Raw genomic sequence first — 16,000 nt, 5'->3', positions numbered from 1 at the left:
TGGAATGAGTCCATCAGAACAATTTATGCCGGCCTTTCTCGAAGAGGTCGTTGGGGACCGTTTCGGTCGCTACTCCAAATATATTATTCAGGATCGAGCCATTCCGGATGTCCGGGATGGGTTGAAGCCAGTACAACGGCGTATTCTATACGCCATGTACGATTCAGGTAATACGCCTGACAAGACTTACCGCAAGTCTGCCAAAACCGTTGGGGACGTAATGGGTAATTATCATCCACATGGTGACTCATCCATCTATGAGGGCATGGTGCGGATGGCTCAGCCATGGAAAATGGGCCATATGCTCGTGGACGGTCATGGTAACTGGGGATCACAGGATGATGACCCGGCAGCGGCGATGCGGTATACGGAGGCCCGTTTGTCGCCCATCGCGATGGAGATGCTTCGCGATATCGAGAAACGGACGGTTCTGTTTAAGGATAATTTTGATAATACGGCCAAAGAACCGGTTGTATTGCCATCCCGTTATCCGAACTTGCTGGTTAATGGTGTCAGCGGTATTTCCTCCGGATTTGCAACGGAGATTCCTCCACACAATTTACGTGAAGTCATTGATGCTTCGATCGCTGTGATGGAGAAACCGTCGATTGAGCTGGACGAAATCATGATGTTTATGAAGGGTCCTGACTTTCCAACAGGCGGATTGATTATGGGCGGTGACGGCATTCTGGATGCCTATCGCACAGGTAAGGGACGGATCTATATCCGGTCCAAAACCGAGATTGAAAACATGCGCGGTGGTAAACAGCAGATCGTTATTACCGAAATTCCGTATCAGGTCGTGAAATCTCGTCTGGTTACAGCGATGGAGAACATCCGACTTGAGAAGAAGGTTGAAGGTATTGCCGAAGTGCGTGATGAGAGCGGACGTGAAGGTCTGCGAATCGTGGTTGAGTTGAAAAAAGAAGCGGACGCACAAGGTATTTTGGCTTATTTGCTGAAGAAAACCGACCTGCAGGTCACCTATAATTTCAATATGGTTGCGATTGTGAATAAAGCACCTCATCAATTAGGATTGAAATCGATCCTCGAGGCTTACATTGCCCATCAGCGGGAGGTTGTAACCTTCCGTACCCGGTTTGAGCTGGAGAAGGCGCAAGACCGTGCGCATGTGCTCGAGGGCTTGGTAAAAGCACTTAACATCCTTGACGAGGTCATTGCGGCTATCAAAGCGTCGAAGAACCGTCAAGATGCTCAAAACAACCTGATGTGGATGTTTGGATTCACGGAACGCCAAGCGGATTCCATCCTTACGTTGCAATTGTACCGTTTGACGAATCTGGAGATCAATTCTCTGGAGAAGGAACTCGGTGAACTGATGAAAAAGATTGCACAATTACAATCCATTCTGGATAGTGACCGCAAGCTCATCGGAGTCATCCGCAAGGAATTGATGGAGATTCGTGAGAAATACGGCATAGACCGTCGTTCTGCGATCCAGGGTGAAGTGGAAGAACTTAAGGTTAATCTTGAAGTACTTGTGAATGCGGAAGATGTATTTGTTACGTTATCCAAAGAGGGATATGTGAAACGTACAGGCATGCAGTCCTTTACACGTTCTGGTGGTGAACGGAGCGGAAGTGGTGTGAAAGACGGCGATTATATCGCTCAGGTTCTGGAAGTAAATACGCTTGAGAACTTGCTTGTCTTTACGAGGAAAGGTCAGTACTTCCTGTTACCTGTTCACCAGGTACCTGAATTCAAGTGGAAAGATCCAGGCACAGCCATTGTGAATGTCATTCCCCTTGCGAAAGATGACCGTATTGCAAGTGTGCTTGCTGTGAAATCCTTTGAAGAGCCAAATCACAGTCTGGTCTTCGTTACGCGAAGAGGACAGGTGAAACGAACGGAGCTGAAGGATTACGTTACCAAGCGTTCCGGTGCAGTTGCGGCTTGTAAAGTGGGCAAGGACGATGAAGTGTTATCTGTACATTTAAGTACAGGTGGTCAAGATATTATGTTGATTACAAAAGAAGCCATGGCGATTCGTTTCCGAGAGGATGAGGTTAATCCAATGGGACGTGTATCCGGTGGTGTTCGTGGTATTCAGTTAAGAGATACAGATGAAGTTGTATCGGCTCTATGGGTAGAAGGAGATGAAGGTGAAGTTGCCGTGTTGTCCGATCTGGGATATGGTAAACGATCATTACTTCTGGATTACGCTATACAGAGCCGTGGAGGCAAGGGGCTTGCCACATTCGAGTTCAAAGAAGGCAAACGTGTGAAACCGAATGGTAGCCGTATTGTTGGAGCGTTTTATTGCAAAGAGCAACGTAAGATCACTGTAATGACCAAAGAAGGCCAAGTGTTCCCGATCTCTTCGGAAGGTGTTCCGATTACAGAGCGCAAACATATTGGCAAGCTGATCGTTCATGTGGACAAACAGGACGAGATCGTTGAACTTCTAAGGGACTTCAATGAGAATCAACCAGCATCATCTTCATAAAAACAAACAAACGAGACTTTTCGCAGAACAGCTAATCCTGTCATGCGAGGAGTCTTTTTTTGTTGTTCAAAGGCGGATTAGAAGAGGGCATTCATGCGAAGTTTAACAACCTTCGTCGATTACGGTCGATCGCTAGGAAATTGAAAAAAGGCAGCAGGAATGCGGCTTTGGAGCGCGAAAACTTAAGCAGGTGAAGTGATAACCGGTTGCAGAGAGGAGCGATGGAAGATGTATAATTCCGATTTTGCCAAGTGCTGGTCCAGGTTGACCAAAGATTATAAATTGCATATGGATCAAGAGCTGGCACCCTCATTAACGGAGGCTCAGCTGGCTGTTCTGGAGGTACTTGAAGACCATCAGAAGATGAAACCTTCGGATCTGATTCCTTATCTGTCAACTACGCCAGCTGCTGTAACCATGCTGCTCGATCGAATGGAGAAAAATGATCTGATTCGCAGGAATCGGGATAATCAGGATCGACGCATTGTGTGGGTATCTCTATCAGAGAAAGGAAGAATGGAGACAGCGCGGGGAATCACCATCCGTAATGAATTCATGAACTCTGTTCTCAGTAACATTTCGATGCACAATCAACAATTGCTGGTATATCTGTTAGGCAAAATGACAACACCCAAGACCAAAGAGCCTGCCTTATCTACTTCGGTATGATACCATGCTGATTCTTATGAATAACCATAGGAGTGCCTGCTCGTTTCATGCAGGAGCCCTATGGTTATTTTATTTACAAATTACATATGCTACACACTGTGTCCAGGTTAGTTGAGTAAAGGCATGGATGTAACACAGTTAGTATGTCCTAATATTATTTTTGTAAATTCATATGTAAAGAGTTGACTATGTAAATATTTTTGTTATAATAAATAATTGTTCCCCTGATATTTCGTGTACGAAATATTATATTCCAAAAGTAAAAGGGTGAAACAATGACTGATACGTATGAAGTATTCTATATTATTAATTCGTTCCGCCAAGTGAATCAAATGCTTTTTCGAGCATTTTGGAATGAAAACAAGGAGATCGAGCTGACTTCGATCCAGTTTATGGTGTTATCCATCCTGAGGGAGCGTCCTTCCATTGGCATCAACGAAGTGGCAGAGCTATGCCATATGGGCAGCAGTTCCATGAGCGCTGTTGTGGAGCGGCTCGTCAAAGGCGAGTATATCGTTCGGACACGTTCGGATGCTGACCGCCGATCCGTTAAGCTTCAGATTACGGATAAAGGGGAACAGGCCCAACAGGAAACGCACCATTTGTGGATGGAAAGAGTGTCACCCATTCTGGATATATCGAAGGAAGACCTTGAGCACCTACTTAGAATTCATAGTCAAATGATTGAAAAGTTAGAAGGAAGAGAGATGAACAACATATGAGTACGACTACTGCTGCAGCTCCATCCTCAGCGATGGACAACATCAAGAAAGGCCCTATTGTAGCGGCATTGTTAATTGGTGCCTTTGTGGCATTCCTGAACCAAACCCTGATGAACGTAGCGCTTCCTAAAATCATGGATGACCTCGGCATCGGGCCAAACAAAGCCCAATGGTTAACTACGGGTTATATGCTTGTGAACGGTGTGCTGATTCCAATTACGGCATATCTGATTGCCAAATTTTCAACGCGTCAAATTTTCATTACAGCCATGACTCTATTTACCATAGGAACGTTAGTCTGTGGTCTTAGTCCAACCTTCACTATTCTGATGGTAGGTCGTGTTATTCAAGCGGCAGGCGCAGGTATCCTGATGCCTCTCATGACCGTTGTATTCCTGACCATCTTCCCGATTGAGAAACGCGGTCAGGCCATGGGAACCATGGGGATTGCGATGATTCTGGCTCCTGCGATTGGGCCTACACTTTCAGGTTATGTGGTTGAGCATTATTCCTGGAGATTGTTGTTCTACATCATCTTGCCATTCTCTATTATTGCAACGGCAATTGGTATTGCTTTTGTCAAAAACGTAACACGTCAGTCCAGACCTAAACTGGATTATCCAGGCGTTATTTTATCTACACTTGGTTTTGGTAGTTTGCTCTACGGATTCAGTGATGCGGGTACCGATGGATGGGGCAGTGCAATTGTCATTGGATGTCTCGTCGTAGGTGCGATATCCCTGATTCTGTTCGTTATTCGTCAACTGACAACAGATCATCCGCTCCTTGAGTTCCGTATTTTTAAATACAACATGTATACATTAACAACGATTATTAACATGCTCGTGACCATGGCGATGTTTGCAGGTATGATCCTGCTTCCTATCTTCCTGCAAAATATTCGTAATTTCTCACCGATTGAATCAGGACTTCTGATGATGCCCGGTGCGATATTGATGGGGATTATGTCCCCAATTACAGGTCGCATATTTGATAAAGTGGGCGCACGCTGGCTTTCGGTTGCAGGTCTTGCGATTACGGCAATTACAACTTTTGGACTGAGTCGTCTGGCAATCGATACTACCTACGGCTACATGATGTTTATCTACACGGCTCGTATGTTCGGTATGTCGATGCTGATGATGCCAATCCAGACAGCAGGTCTGAATCAACTGCCTCAACGTCTGAACGCGCATGGTACTGCGATGTCCAATACATTGCGTACAGTTGCCGGGGCGATCGGTACAGCCATTCTGGTTACTATCATGAGTAGTAAGCTCAAAACACATCTGGCGGATGCAGTGGCTGCTGGCCAAGTTGACCCTAATAATAAGACAGCGATGTTAGCAGCTACAGCAGATGCAACGATTTACGGTGTTAACTATGCATTCATCGTGGCTACTGGAATGACCGTGGTTGCTTTGATCATGGCGTTCTTTATTCGGAAAACAAAACCAGCTGTTGAGCCTGTTACTGTAGAACAGGAAAAAGCAACGGCTACAGCATAACGAATATCAGATAAAACCAAAAAGAGAACTCTAGCAGTCGAAGGGGTAACCCTAACTGCCTGAGTTCTCTTTTTTTGGTGTGCGCGATAGGAGGAGAGTACTTTTATTATTCGGGCTGGATCGTTGGATCGATAAGAAATACAGGATCGGGCTCATGACCGAACTGTTTGAGATTAATGGTTCCGTTTAGTTGAAACTCCACACCTTCGCTAATCAGTTCTGTTTCCTGCATCATGCGCGAGTGTTCGTCCGGTATGGAGATTTCTCCTTTTGCATTGACGACACGGTGCCAGGGCAGACGTTCCTTGCGGCTCATCGAGTGCAGAATACGTACGACTTGTCTCGCGGCTCTTGGACTCCCGGCATGGGCTGCAATCTGACCGTAAGTCATCACTTTACCTTCGGGAATCGCCGCGATGATCGCAACGACTTGTTTGGTAAACGGGGTCATCATGATGTCTCCTCTCTGTATTTTAGGTATACAGCTGAAAATATAAGAAAACGTGTCGTTCAGATACAGAATCTGAACGACACGTTGTATGGACAGATGTAACCTGATCCTGTGCACTTATAGAGGTTGTTCGATAAAACGCTTTTGATCCCATCTTATCGGTATTGAAAACCAGTCTTTTTGAACACGTATTTATTGAGATTGTCCAAAAGCTTTTTGGTACACAGCGTCTGGCCATTCTGCCCAGGGGAATTCTCTTGCAGGCAAAGATTGCAGAATAACTTCTTCCTTAGTAACTGGATGAGGAAAAGCAGCAATCGCAGACCATAGGGCAATCTGTTGCCCGGGTTTATTCACGCTTGCGCCGTACTTCTGATCCCCGTACAGAGGACAGCCGATTTCTTTCATTTGCACCCGAATCTGATGAGATCTGCCGGTGTGCAGTTCGATATGGACGAGGCTGTAACGGTCTGTTTCACCGATAACACGGTAATCCAGAACGGCATCCTTACCGCCAGCCGTACCTTTAGGTACAACAGTAACGGTATTTGTACGTGCATCTTTCAGGAGCGTGTGTTTTAACGTTCCCTGCTGTGTAGGCAACTTGCCATGTACAACAGCCGCATATATTTTGCGAAAATGACGTCCCCGCACAGTCTCGGACAATCTCGAAGCTGCTTTAGAAGTCTTGGCAAAAATCATTGCCCCTCCAACAGGACGATCAAGTCGGTGTACTAACCCGAGATAAACATTGCCAGGTTTGTTGTATCGTTCTTTCAGATCCTGCTTCAGCAATGTAAGCAAATCCGGATCACCTGATGAATCTTCCTGGGTAGGTACATTGACCGGCTTCGTAATGCCTAACAGATGGTTGTCTTCGAACAGAATCGGAATTGCATCGTGATCATGCCGGTGTTCTGACATGATTAAGACTCCCAACGGCCCAGAATACCACAAGGCAGATCAAGACCACTACGTGTAATTGGCAGACCAATTTCACCTGCAGTAATGTCACCACCGTACTGAGCAGACATCGTCATGGTCAACATGTTGCGCAGAACCGTAGAGGAAATCCCTGTAGTGTAGGAGTTAACCAGCATGAATAATGGATTATCCGACAAGATCGTCATACATGACTTCAGGAAAGGATATAGGTTCTCTTCCAGTTTCCATGTCTCTCCATTAGGGCCACGGCCATATGAAGGAGGGTCCATAATAATGGCGTCGTAACGATTTCCGCGACGTTGTTCCCGTTGTACAAATTTGAATACATCATCTGTAATAAAACGAACAGGGCGATCAGCCAGTCCGGATAATTGAACATTTTCCTTGGCCCATTGAACCATGCCTTTAGCTGCATCCACATGTACAACAGATGCGCCTGCATAAGCAGCAGCTACCGTTGCTCCGCCTGTATAGGCAAACAGGTTCAAGACAGAAATAGGGCGTCCTGCATTGGAGATTTTATCCATCATCCAGCTCCAGTTGGCGGCTTGTTCAGGGAACAGACCAGTGTGCTTAAAGCTGGTAGGTTTAATGTGGAATTTCAGGTTTTCGTATCCGATCGTCCAGCGCTCGGGAATGGGTTTTTTCATATCCCAGTTACCGCCACCGGAAGAACTGCGATGATAGTGACCATGCACCTGACGCCATTCATTGGTTTCTTGCTCAAGGGGCCAGATAATCTGTGGATCGGGTCTGCGTAAAATCACATCTCCCCAACGCTCCAGTTTCTCGCCGCCTCCTGTGTCGATTACTTCATAGTCCTTCCAATTCTTAGCTACGTACATAATGATTTATCCATCCTTCAAAAGTCATTTGGATACTATTGTACAACAAAAAAGGGCTTGTACGCCAGTTGGGGGACGGGAGTGCGCCATATACTGAAAAACAAAGATAACCAAAAATTTAATTTGACAATGATAATCATTATCACATATGATTTTGTTAATCCAAAATTCATTCTTTCTTCATAGAGAGAATATAACATGATCAAATTAAAGTGAGGGAAAAATAGATGGCTAAATTGTTAGTGGCTTATGCGAGCATGACAGGAAATACAGAAGAAATTGCAGAACTGATTGTGGAAGGAATTACACAGGGAGGCCACGAGGCAGACCTGAAATCCGTAACGGATTGTAATGCATCTGATGTATTGGACTATGACGGATTCATGATCGGTGTGTACACCTGGGGAGATGGAGAGTTGCCGGATGAATTCCTTGATTTCTATGAGGAGCTGGATGAGCTTGACCTGAGTGGTAAGAGGGCTGCGGTGTTTGGTAGTGGTGACACCTCGTATGAGCAGTTCTGCGGTGCAGTTGATCTCGCGGCTGCCAAGCTGCAAGAGCGTGGGGCGGAGGTATCTCCAGAGATGTTGAAAATTGAATATAGTCCGCTTGAGCAGGAGAAAGAAACATGCCGTGACTTTGGCAAACGCTTCGCTGCTGCCGGATTACAGGTATCCTAAAGATCATGTTAAGACATAATGTTCAGGCAGCGATGCCAGTCGGAAGGAATGACCTTCCTGGACGTCTGCTTGAAGATTACAGATTGGAAGAAATGCTGCGCAGCCCACATCGATTCATCCGCCCTGAACCAGTGTCTGAGCAGCGTCTTCCACTGCAATGGAGGCACCGTGTACAATATGCGGTGAGCCATGCGGTCAATGCCTTTTACAGTCTCGACCCCGATGTTCGCAAAGAGGTACCCGTACAGTATTTACTTGAAAAGTGGTGGCCCAGAAAGACGGATGGTTTCGAATCTGTTCCCCATTACTGGGATGTGAAGAACAAGATTACGGATGAATTGTCACTCGCCATTGCAATGAACGATGATCTGAAGCATCCAGCCATTCTTTTTGAACAGTGGAGAACGGAGTTACCTTCATTATCCATGCATTTATCGATGATATTTCAGGCGGCCTGGCAACCCGAAGGCTGGGATTCGCTGCTTATTCAGAAATATATGGTTGTCCATGATCCAAACGTAGTTGAGGCGTTTCAGCATATGGTCAGTGCATTCTGCTGGGAAGCCTTCGGAAAATTACCGGGTATGATCGAGATATATTGCTTGTTGGAAGGACGCAAAATTAGGTACATCCCTGGACGCCAGTCTCTGATCCGTTCCATGGACTACATTCGCTTGATACGTGACAGCATGCCGCAAGCAGAAGTGGTGGAGTCAGAACAGTTTACGACGCGTGATAAAGCGCGCATCCACGAAGAGGTAGATCGTTGGAGAACGGAAGCCATTGAACCGAAGAAAACATGGTTAATGTGAAGACAGTTGAAGGATAACGATATATCATGCAGATAGAGGAGGGGAAGTTACCATGTCTACCGGTCTAAGTCAAGATATAAGCAGCGGCAAGAGACGTGCAGGAACTTGCGAATTCAGTCCGTTGCCAGTACCCCAGTCGGTTATACGAAAGTTGCTTGATGAAGCTGATCCTTCATTATATGTAATGAGTTCAGAACCTTGGAGGTTTATGTTGTTTGCAGGCGAAGGACGACAGCTTTATCTGGAAGCGGTCAGACAGAGCTATCCACCCCATCTGGCTGATCGCTACGGCGATTGGGCTACATATCAATACACGGAAGCAATTCCAACCCATCTGGTTGTCGTGGCGCCTAGAAATGCCCGTGAGGATGATCTTCTGCCGGCCAAAGCCTGGAGCAAACGCTTTAGTATTCTGGCTGCGGAACAGGGATTGAATGCTGTCTGGAAGATTAATGATTATCAACAACATCCTGTGTTTATGAATTTGATGGGTTTGACAAGTGAAGAAAAGGTACTGGGGGTATTCCATATCGGTTACGGAGACCAGCCTGCATTGCGGGATATGGATGCAAGCAGACCAGCCTCTGAACTGATGACGGTCTATGACCATCTGGTATAAAAAAATAATTCATTAGTTCTCTTATTTGCTGGTGTTGAATAGAAAATCACGAACGAGCTGACGATTCGCCTGATCTTTGTTGTAGACGGAGAACAGCCGATTGGATACCGTAAGGACATTGCCAAAAAAGAATCGTTCGAATTGGGTCTGTCTGCCCCCGAATGAACCAGACCCAAGCTCCCAGATCAGGCGGAACAGAGCGTTGCGTTCGTGAGAAGCCATATCGTTCCCTTTCAGATATATATTCAGTGAAGGAGCGATATCGGATTGAAACTCTTCTTCCTGAGGGATCATAATCACCCCGCTCGAACCCAAGAGCTGCAGAATTTCAATCATCTCAGGATAAAGTTTCGGAAAAAGGAGATTGGCTGCCATCAATGGTTTGGGTGCAGGTAATACAAATCCTCTTCCATCTGGTATGGCACCTGCCTCCGCGGCCAATGCCAATGCTTTTAACGATTCAAGACCTGCGAACACACGTGCAGATTTCTCTATAACATGTGCTTCCGTATTCAGATCCAGCGTATCCGTGAGAAGCTGGATTGTACCGAGAACAAATTCCGTCTTGGCAATATAACGACACAATACCTGATGACCTGCGTGAATATGAAAGTTGCTACCACTGAAGAGACGCGAGGACATTTCCTCACTTCCTGCAAAAAATATCCGTTCATGCGGAACGAGCACCCGGTCAAAGATGACGATATTATCCATTTCTTCATATCTGGAACTCAGGGGATAGTTGGTGTGAGAATCGGCTGCGTAGGTATCCCTGCATACCAGACTGATTCCCGGAAGATCATTGGGGACAGCAAAAGAGAATGCAAATGGATTTTCGTCATCAAATGGGGCGGGAGAAGGTGACGGATAGACAAAAATCTCATCCGAAGTGGCAGCTTGTGTAGCCATCATGAATGCGCCGCTAATAATGAGACCTTCCTCGGTGCGATCTACGACCTTTGCGGCAATAGCATCTTCAGTAGCATCCAGTTGCCCTGAGATTTTGCTGGCATATGGCTGAATGAAGGCATGGGATAGTGTGATATCATGATCACGGCAGTACGCATAATAATTTTTGAGATTTTCTGCATACTGGGGAGATAGTTCTTTCAGGAGATCGGCACCTGTGTAAAAGGACATTATGGCTGTATTCATGTAATCGGGTGAGCGACCAAGAAAGCCATGATGCACATTTGCCCAGATATTCATCCCTTCCCGTCGTTTACGGAGGTCGTCGGCACTGGTTGGAGGCAGGAAGGATATGCCTACAGGTTTGCCGTCTGCCGGGGAGGCATACGTCATCGTTTCTGCAAATTTAGGATCAGATTGCAGATCATACATGTACATCTGAGTCTCCATCAAACCAGCAAATGCTACATGTTCAGAGCGTTTTCCAGTAATAAGTTTACCTTTGTACCAGCAGGGGACGGACTGTGCATCAATTCGTTCGCGATACTGTGTGCCACTTTTAACAGGCATTGTTATTCACCTCTTGGTTCTAATCGTTCATGGGCATACTGACTTCTTACGTAGTGTACGTAGGTCATCTGTCCAATGTGCATTTAAGAGGTGAGAAGAATTTTTACAGAATAGGGCTTGATAATAATTATCATTCTTGTTACAATAGACAAAGAAAAAAGGAACCGGTAAGGGCTCCTTTAAGTGGATCAATTGAAATTACTTATTTTACTTCAAAAGTCTTGCAGTCTGTTTCAGCAGACTGACTTGCTTCTTTGGAACTGTGACTCACAATGTAGATCGAAGAAGCGTTACATTTGTTCTCTTGAGCCCAGTGACGACAGGAATTAACTTCACACAATACGTCTTTTGCCATGATTGTTAACCTCACTTTAATTGGATTACAGTCGTTGGTATAAAGAATCCGGATATAACAAGTTGCCGCTTGCGAATCTGGAAAATTTTGTTGCTCTCACGAAATTCAGAGGGCTTTTTTGCGTTATACACAACGATGCATACTTAGAATAGCAAATTTTATTGATGCTTGCAACCAAATGCCCCCATCTGTGGCAAAATAGTGGACGTGCTGTGGTTATGTTTGCAAAAAGGCAGTAGTATGTTATTATTTAATAGTAATAATTACGATTAAAATCCTAATTGATTCTATATAAATTGAACTAAACATTTACACTAAACTATAAATGAAGGAGCATGTGTGTACATGAGCAAAATAAATCACATGAATCGGATTCCCCGTGCGAAAGGGATCGATATGGCTGCTTTTTACACGCCAAAAGAGTGTAGGCGCAAAGCCCAGCATATTGTATTTTCCGCTGAAAATGAACGCATCATTAATGAATTTGTCACCATTCTGGGCATGAAAGAGAAGTTCAGAGAGCATGATGTATCAATCCCCAACAAAATGGTCATGTTCGGGCCACCCGGTACGGGAAAAACATTAACGGCATCACATCTGGCGGAGCGCCTTGATCTGCCATTGGTTCTTGTGAGATTAGATGCGATCATTCATAGCCATCTTGGGGAGACGGGGAGTAACGTACGTAAGTTATTCGAATATGCACGAATGAATCCCTGTGTGTTATTTCTGGATGAATTTGATGCCATAGGCCGGACACGTGAGAGCAATGATGAAGTGAAAGAGATGGCTCGTGTCGTCAATACGTTATTGCAATGTCTGGACGAATTCGATGGGGACAGCATTCTGGTAGCTGCAACGAATCTGGAAACCCAACTGGATCACGCCATCTGGCGGCGGTTTGATACGAAGATGACCTACGGTATGCCAGATGATGCAAGTCGCAGATTGTATATCAGCAAGTTGGTAGGGGCATTTGAACAGGAGACTCGGCTGGAAGATTACATATGTGAACGCTTGACTGGGTGCAGTTATGCGGATATAGAGCAGATCGTTCTGAAAGCAAAACGGAAAGCAATCATTGCCAGTAGTGCACTTCATAAGCAACTGATCTCGGATGCTTACGATGAATACAGACCACGTGTATTAGAGTGTTGATTGCTTCCATTCTGGCTAGAGCAACAAGGAACATGTTGAAGTAGCCCAGTCTCCTGAATGGAGTTCTGGGCTAGTGGTCATGTTAGCGAGCTGCGTTATACTTTAACGGCTGCTCCGTATGCTGTTTCTGTATTCATAGCTTCTTGTGTTGCAGTCCAGCGTGGCAGGCTTAATCTGAACATGCTGCCTCCCGGGCTGCTGGAGACAAGTGTCAATTCACCGCCCTGTTCCTGAGCGAGTAGCCGGCTATATGTTAATCCTAGACCCAGACCGCGGTTACGACGTTTTTTGAGTTCTCCACGATAGAACCGTTCGAAGATTTTGGGTTGTTCTTCGGCTGCGATGCCTGTGCCGTGGTCCTTAACATCAACGTACAGCATCTGTTCTTCTGTACTTAGATAAATATCGAAGACAGCCTTCTGTTCAGGAGCTGTGGCATGAAGTGCGTTATTAAGCAAATTGACAATGATCTGCTGAATGCGGAGAGCATCCCCCATGGTAAAAAAGTTAATTGGAGGTGCGTGCAGCTGAACCTCTGGCATTTTGTCCTCATACGCAATCTTCCACTGATAGATGATCTCACCGACCAACAGTTTCAGATCCGTCCGTTCCTTGCGAACGGCAACACTTCCTGCAGCCATGGCATTATAGTCAAGCAAATCTGCGACCATTCGCTCCATGCGTTCAGATTCCTTCAAAGCGATATCCAAAAATTCTTTTCCTTCCTGTGGACTCACAACATCGTCACGTACTGCCATAACCAGCCCCTTGATGGAAGTTACCGGTGTCTTGAGTTCATGACTTACCCCTGCCAGCGAAAGTGTACGCCATTCTTCAAGTTGTTGGAGACGAGTAGCCATATCGCGAAATGAATTTACAAGTTCATTGATCTCACGTTCTCGTGTATTCAAGTCAAGACTCACATCATAATTGCCACCTCGAATCTGTTCAGCGGCATAGGCGACCTGACGAATCGGTCTGGATAACTTTTTGGACAGGAGATAGATTGTAAACCATCCACAGAGGATTAGTCCTCCGAGGATTAGAGCCACGAGCCATATCGTCTCTGGACCAAATGTAATGGATTGTTTGGACTGCATGACCCACACTTTACCCAAGGTTTGATCGCCCTCAGATATGTTGACCGTTACACCTGCATATTTGTTGTTTCGCGGTTCAAGATAGTCGTCTGACAGTCGATAATGCACATCTTTTTGCTCCATTTTAGGCTGGGAAAAGATCAATTGATTGTTATTGTCCAAGATCATGACACAAAAATAATGATCTGTGTTGAATAGTTTCTCTCGCTTGGTTACCAGTCTGTCCAGATCGGGTGGAACTCGAAGCATATTATTCTCACTGGTCACTCGATCGGCAATCTCCAGACCAAGCAGTTCTGCGGTTTTGAGGCTTTTCTCAATGGAAGTTGTTCGAATCCAGTAGAGTGCCCCTGCCGCAATAATCGTGAAACCAATGCACAAAATGAGAAAATATCGCAGTGTCCAGTGTGACAGAATGGATATCGTTCGTTTGGGTTTCTTCTGTTTCAGTTGGCGATCCAAAATTGATACCCCATTCCTCGCAACGTCCGAATTTCTCCCGTCTCTGGCGACCAGTGGGAGAGGGCTTGACGTAGTCGTTTAATCGATAGATCCACAGCACGGTCACTGCCATCATAGTCCATCCCCCATACCTGTTCAATAAGATGATCTCTGGTAAATGTACGATTCGGATAATCGGACAGGAAGAACAGTAACGACAGGTCACGAGGTGTGAGTGCAACCTCTGCACCGTTCAGCAGCACTTGCTTGGCAGCAAGATCAATGACGAGATTTCCAAAGGAACGCTTCTCTTTGCCACCTGAGGTCCAATGTGGATTACGGCGCAACACCGCATTAACTCTGGCGACCACTTCTTCCGGTACAAAAGGTTTGCTCATATAATCGTCAGCACCGGCATTTAGTCCGTTGAGACGGTCTGAAATGTCATCCAGTGCAGTTAGCATGATCACGGGACAAGCACTTTTTTCACGAATAATCCGCAGCAGATCCCATCCGTCCATTCCTGGCAGCATCACATCAAGTAATACAAGGGAAGGCGTTACGGTATCAAAAAGGGTAAGTGCAGTCGGTCCATCTGCTGCATGATGAACTTCAAATTCTGCTTTTCTCAGATAAGCAGCCAATACTCGTGCAATAGCTTGCTCATCCTCGACGATAAGTATGGATTTCAAGAAAAGCGTTCTCCTTTCGCTTTGTAAACTTGTACTGATTTTACATGAGCCAGAGCGTAAAGCCAATCCTGTATTACGGATTTCAAAAAAATATGGGACTTGTCTTATCTTGACTTCTTCCTGACACATTCAATTGATATGATTCACTCCAAGAAGCAACCTAAACAATCATGTACTGGAGGAAACATAGAGATGAACAAGAAAGCAAAAGCATGGCTTATTACAGGTGTAGCGGCGGTTGCCGTAATCGGTGGCGGTGGTTACTATATCACAAACAGTTACTTGGGGAATAACGTGGAGATTGAGCAGGTGCTTCCTGCGAGCACAGCGACTTCCACCACAGCTGTAGATAGCACAGGAACGGTTGTAGCCAATGAAACTGCTGGAGCAGAGCAACTGAACGGAGACTGGAGCATCAGCGAAGGTTCCAAAGTATATTTCTCTGTAACTACATCGCAGGAGACCGTTAACTTTGTGGACGAGCAGGTAACAGGGAATTGGACAATTAATGTAGACGATGCTGCTCAGATGAAGGCAGAAGGACAGATCGAGATGGACGGAATTGATTCCGGGAATGGACAGCGTGATGGTCACGTGAAGCAAGCCGATTTCTTCGATGTTGCTACATATCCACAAGCTACATTTACAGCGACTTCATTTGAAGGGGTACCTGCGGAATGGCCTGTCGGTCAAACGGTTGATATCAAAATGAATGGTACCATTACGGTTAAAGGTATTGAAAAAGAAGTAACTTTTGATGCCAAAGCTGCTTATGAGAATAATGCAGTCTTGTTGTCGGCGACATCGATGGTAACGTTCGAAGATTTCGGAATGGAAAATCCACACTCCGTTGTGCTCTCGACTGAAAATGATATCCAGGTACAACTTGAATTGAAACTCTCCAAATAAGTGTAGCAACGATCATCTAGATAGAAATCTGTTCTGTTCTGCCTTACGGTGGACGGACAGATTTTTTTGTTTTTTACAAATAGTGTGATTCTTATCGCTCAAATGTAACTTTTACAGGAGCATATTGTTAAAATAACTGCTGTTTCCT

At 45.5% G+C, this 16,000-nt stretch carries 16 protein-coding genes; 9 read left to right on the top strand and 7 right to left on the bottom strand.

The window, feature by feature from the left end:
* Positions 1–4: 4 nt before the first annotated feature.
* The 4 genes from gyrA (at position 5) to MHH25_RS18645 (ending at position 5,366) form a co-directional block, all read left to right on the top strand.
* Positions 5–2,467: a DNA gyrase subunit A gene (gene gyrA / locus MHH25_RS18660; RefSeq protein WP_047843513.1), complete on the top strand. Its 2,463-nt coding sequence runs from the start codon at positions 5–7 to the stop codon at positions 2,465–2,467.
* Between the two features lie 228 nt (positions 2,468–2,695).
* A complete protein-coding gene (locus tag MHH25_RS18655) occupies positions 2,696–3,136 on the top strand; it encodes a MarR family transcriptional regulator (RefSeq protein ID WP_315371381.1) in 441 nt (146 codons plus the stop codon).
* 275 nt (positions 3,137–3,411) lie between these two features.
* A complete protein-coding gene (locus MHH25_RS18650) occupies positions 3,412–3,858 on the top strand; it encodes a MarR family transcriptional regulator (protein ID WP_036613308.1) in 447 nt (148 codons plus the stop codon).
* Positions 3,855–5,366, top strand: coding sequence for a DHA2 family efflux MFS transporter permease subunit (locus tag MHH25_RS18645; protein WP_340017782.1), 1,512 nt, complete (start codon positions 3,855–3,857; stop codon positions 5,364–5,366). The genes MHH25_RS18650 and MHH25_RS18645 overlap by 4 nt, the downstream gene beginning before the upstream one ends.
* Positions 5,367–5,472: 106 nt before the next feature.
* Here the strand turns inward: MHH25_RS18645 and MHH25_RS18640 are convergent, their stop codons facing one another.
* From MHH25_RS18640 to MHH25_RS18630, 3 genes are all read right to left on the bottom strand, one after another.
* Positions 5,473–5,817 (bottom strand): MGMT family protein, encoded by a 345-nt coding sequence (locus MHH25_RS18640; RefSeq protein ID WP_036613313.1) that lies wholly within the window; start codon positions 5,815–5,817, stop codon positions 5,473–5,475.
* Positions 5,818–6,009: 192 nt separating this feature from the next.
* Entirely contained in the window at positions 6,010–6,741 is a 732-nt protein-coding gene (locus MHH25_RS18635; protein ID WP_340017781.1) for an RNA pseudouridine synthase, read from the bottom strand.
* A gap of 2 nt (positions 6,742–6,743) precedes the next feature.
* The gene (locus MHH25_RS18630) at positions 6,744–7,607 is read right to left on the bottom strand and encodes a class I SAM-dependent methyltransferase (RefSeq protein ID WP_017687801.1); all 864 of its coding nucleotides are present in this window, start codon (positions 7,605–7,607) and stop codon (positions 6,744–6,746) included.
* 227 nt (positions 7,608–7,834) lie between these two features.
* On the opposite strand from MHH25_RS18630, the gene MHH25_RS18625 reads away from it, so the two are divergent.
* Genes MHH25_RS18625 through MHH25_RS18615 form a run of 3 tightly spaced genes read left to right on the top strand, consistent with a single transcriptional unit; the run spans position 7,835 to position 9,718 of the window.
* Complete coding sequence (locus MHH25_RS18625; protein WP_017687802.1) at positions 7,835–8,287, top strand: flavodoxin; 453 nt, start codon at positions 7,835–7,837, stop codon at positions 8,285–8,287.
* A gap of 5 nt (positions 8,288–8,292) precedes the next feature.
* On the top strand, positions 8,293–9,099 hold the full coding sequence (locus MHH25_RS18620; protein WP_340017780.1) for a hypothetical protein: 807 nt from the start codon (positions 8,293–8,295) through the stop codon (positions 9,097–9,099).
* 52 nt (positions 9,100–9,151) lie between these two features.
* Positions 9,152–9,718, top strand: coding sequence for a nitroreductase family protein (locus MHH25_RS18615; RefSeq protein ID WP_076317523.1), 567 nt, complete (start codon positions 9,152–9,154; stop codon positions 9,716–9,718).
* 21 nt (positions 9,719–9,739) lie between these two features.
* Here MHH25_RS18615 and MHH25_RS18610 read toward each other — a convergent pair whose 3' ends face one another.
* Positions 9,740–11,197, bottom strand: a complete 1,458-nt coding sequence (locus MHH25_RS18610) for a 4-hydroxyphenylacetate 3-hydroxylase N-terminal domain-containing protein (RefSeq protein WP_340017779.1) — start codon at positions 11,195–11,197, stop codon at positions 9,740–9,742.
* Positions 11,198–11,399: 202 nt separating this feature from the next.
* Entirely contained in the window at positions 11,400–11,552 is a 153-nt protein-coding gene (locus tag MHH25_RS18605) for a DUF1540 domain-containing protein (protein WP_074095586.1), read from the bottom strand.
* A 345-nt stretch (positions 11,553–11,897) separates the two neighbouring features.
* Between MHH25_RS18605 and MHH25_RS18600 the strand changes: the two genes are divergently transcribed.
* Entirely contained in the window at positions 11,898–12,710 is an 813-nt protein-coding gene (locus MHH25_RS18600; RefSeq protein ID WP_340017778.1) for an ATP-binding protein, read from the top strand.
* A gap of 95 nt (positions 12,711–12,805) precedes the next feature.
* On the opposite strand, the gene MHH25_RS18595 is transcribed toward MHH25_RS18600, so the two are convergent.
* Entirely contained in the window at positions 12,806–14,272 is a 1,467-nt protein-coding gene (locus MHH25_RS18595) for a HAMP domain-containing sensor histidine kinase (protein WP_340017777.1), read from the bottom strand.
* Positions 14,257–14,943: a response regulator transcription factor gene (locus tag MHH25_RS18590; RefSeq protein ID WP_036672909.1), complete on the bottom strand. Its 687-nt coding sequence runs from the start codon at positions 14,941–14,943 to the stop codon at positions 14,257–14,259. The genes MHH25_RS18595 and MHH25_RS18590 overlap by 16 nt, the downstream gene beginning before the upstream one ends.
* A gap of 192 nt (positions 14,944–15,135) precedes the next feature.
* Between MHH25_RS18590 and MHH25_RS18585 the strand changes: the two genes are divergently transcribed.
* Positions 15,136–15,852, top strand: a complete 717-nt coding sequence (locus MHH25_RS18585) for a YceI family protein (protein WP_076250049.1) — start codon at positions 15,136–15,138, stop codon at positions 15,850–15,852.
* Positions 15,853–16,000: the final 148 nt, after the last annotated feature.

This window comes from Paenibacillus sp. FSL H3-0457 (assembly GCF_037981725.1).
Lineage (GTDB): Bacteria > Bacillota > Bacilli > Paenibacillales > Paenibacillaceae > Paenibacillus > Paenibacillus amylolyticus.
Note: the sequence above shows the minus strand (reverse complement) of the source record. Positions and strands in the feature narration are given on the sequence as shown.

What these genes read in the sequence shown, in the direction of transcription:
- gyrA (WP_047843513.1), top strand. Translation starts at nt 5, where the DNA reads ATGAGTCCATCAGAACAATTTATGCCGGCCTTTCTCGAAGAGGTCGTT.
- MHH25_RS18655 (WP_315371381.1), top strand. Translation starts at nt 2,696, where the DNA reads ATGTATAATTCCGATTTTGCCAAGTGCTGGTCCAGGTTGACCAAAGAT.
- MHH25_RS18650 (WP_036613308.1), top strand. Translation starts at nt 3,412, where the DNA reads ATGACTGATACGTATGAAGTATTCTATATTATTAATTCGTTCCGCCAA.
- MHH25_RS18645 (WP_340017782.1), top strand. Translation starts at nt 3,855, where the DNA reads ATGAGTACGACTACTGCTGCAGCTCCATCCTCAGCGATGGACAACATC.
- MHH25_RS18640 (WP_036613313.1), bottom strand. Translation starts at nt 5,817, where the DNA reads ATGACCCCGTTTACCAAACAAGTCGTTGCGATCATCGCGGCGATTCCC.
- MHH25_RS18635 (WP_340017781.1), bottom strand. Translation starts at nt 6,741, where the DNA reads ATGTCAGAACACCGGCATGATCACGATGCAATTCCGATTCTGTTCGAA.
- MHH25_RS18630 (WP_017687801.1), bottom strand. Translation starts at nt 7,607, where the DNA reads ATGTACGTAGCTAAGAATTGGAAGGACTATGAAGTAATCGACACAGGA.
- MHH25_RS18625 (WP_017687802.1), top strand. Translation starts at nt 7,835, where the DNA reads ATGGCTAAATTGTTAGTGGCTTATGCGAGCATGACAGGAAATACAGAA.
- MHH25_RS18620 (WP_340017780.1), top strand. Translation starts at nt 8,293, where the DNA reads ATGTTAAGACATAATGTTCAGGCAGCGATGCCAGTCGGAAGGAATGAC.
- MHH25_RS18615 (WP_076317523.1), top strand. Translation starts at nt 9,152, where the DNA reads ATGTCTACCGGTCTAAGTCAAGATATAAGCAGCGGCAAGAGACGTGCA.
- MHH25_RS18610 (WP_340017779.1), bottom strand. Translation starts at nt 11,197, where the DNA reads ATGCCTGTTAAAAGTGGCACACAGTATCGCGAACGAATTGATGCACAG.
- MHH25_RS18605 (WP_074095586.1), bottom strand. Translation starts at nt 11,552, where the DNA reads ATGGCAAAAGACGTATTGTGTGAAGTTAATTCCTGTCGTCACTGGGCT.
- MHH25_RS18600 (WP_340017778.1), top strand. Translation starts at nt 11,898, where the DNA reads ATGAGCAAAATAAATCACATGAATCGGATTCCCCGTGCGAAAGGGATC.
- MHH25_RS18585 (WP_076250049.1), top strand. Translation starts at nt 15,136, where the DNA reads ATGAACAAGAAAGCAAAAGCATGGCTTATTACAGGTGTAGCGGCGGTT.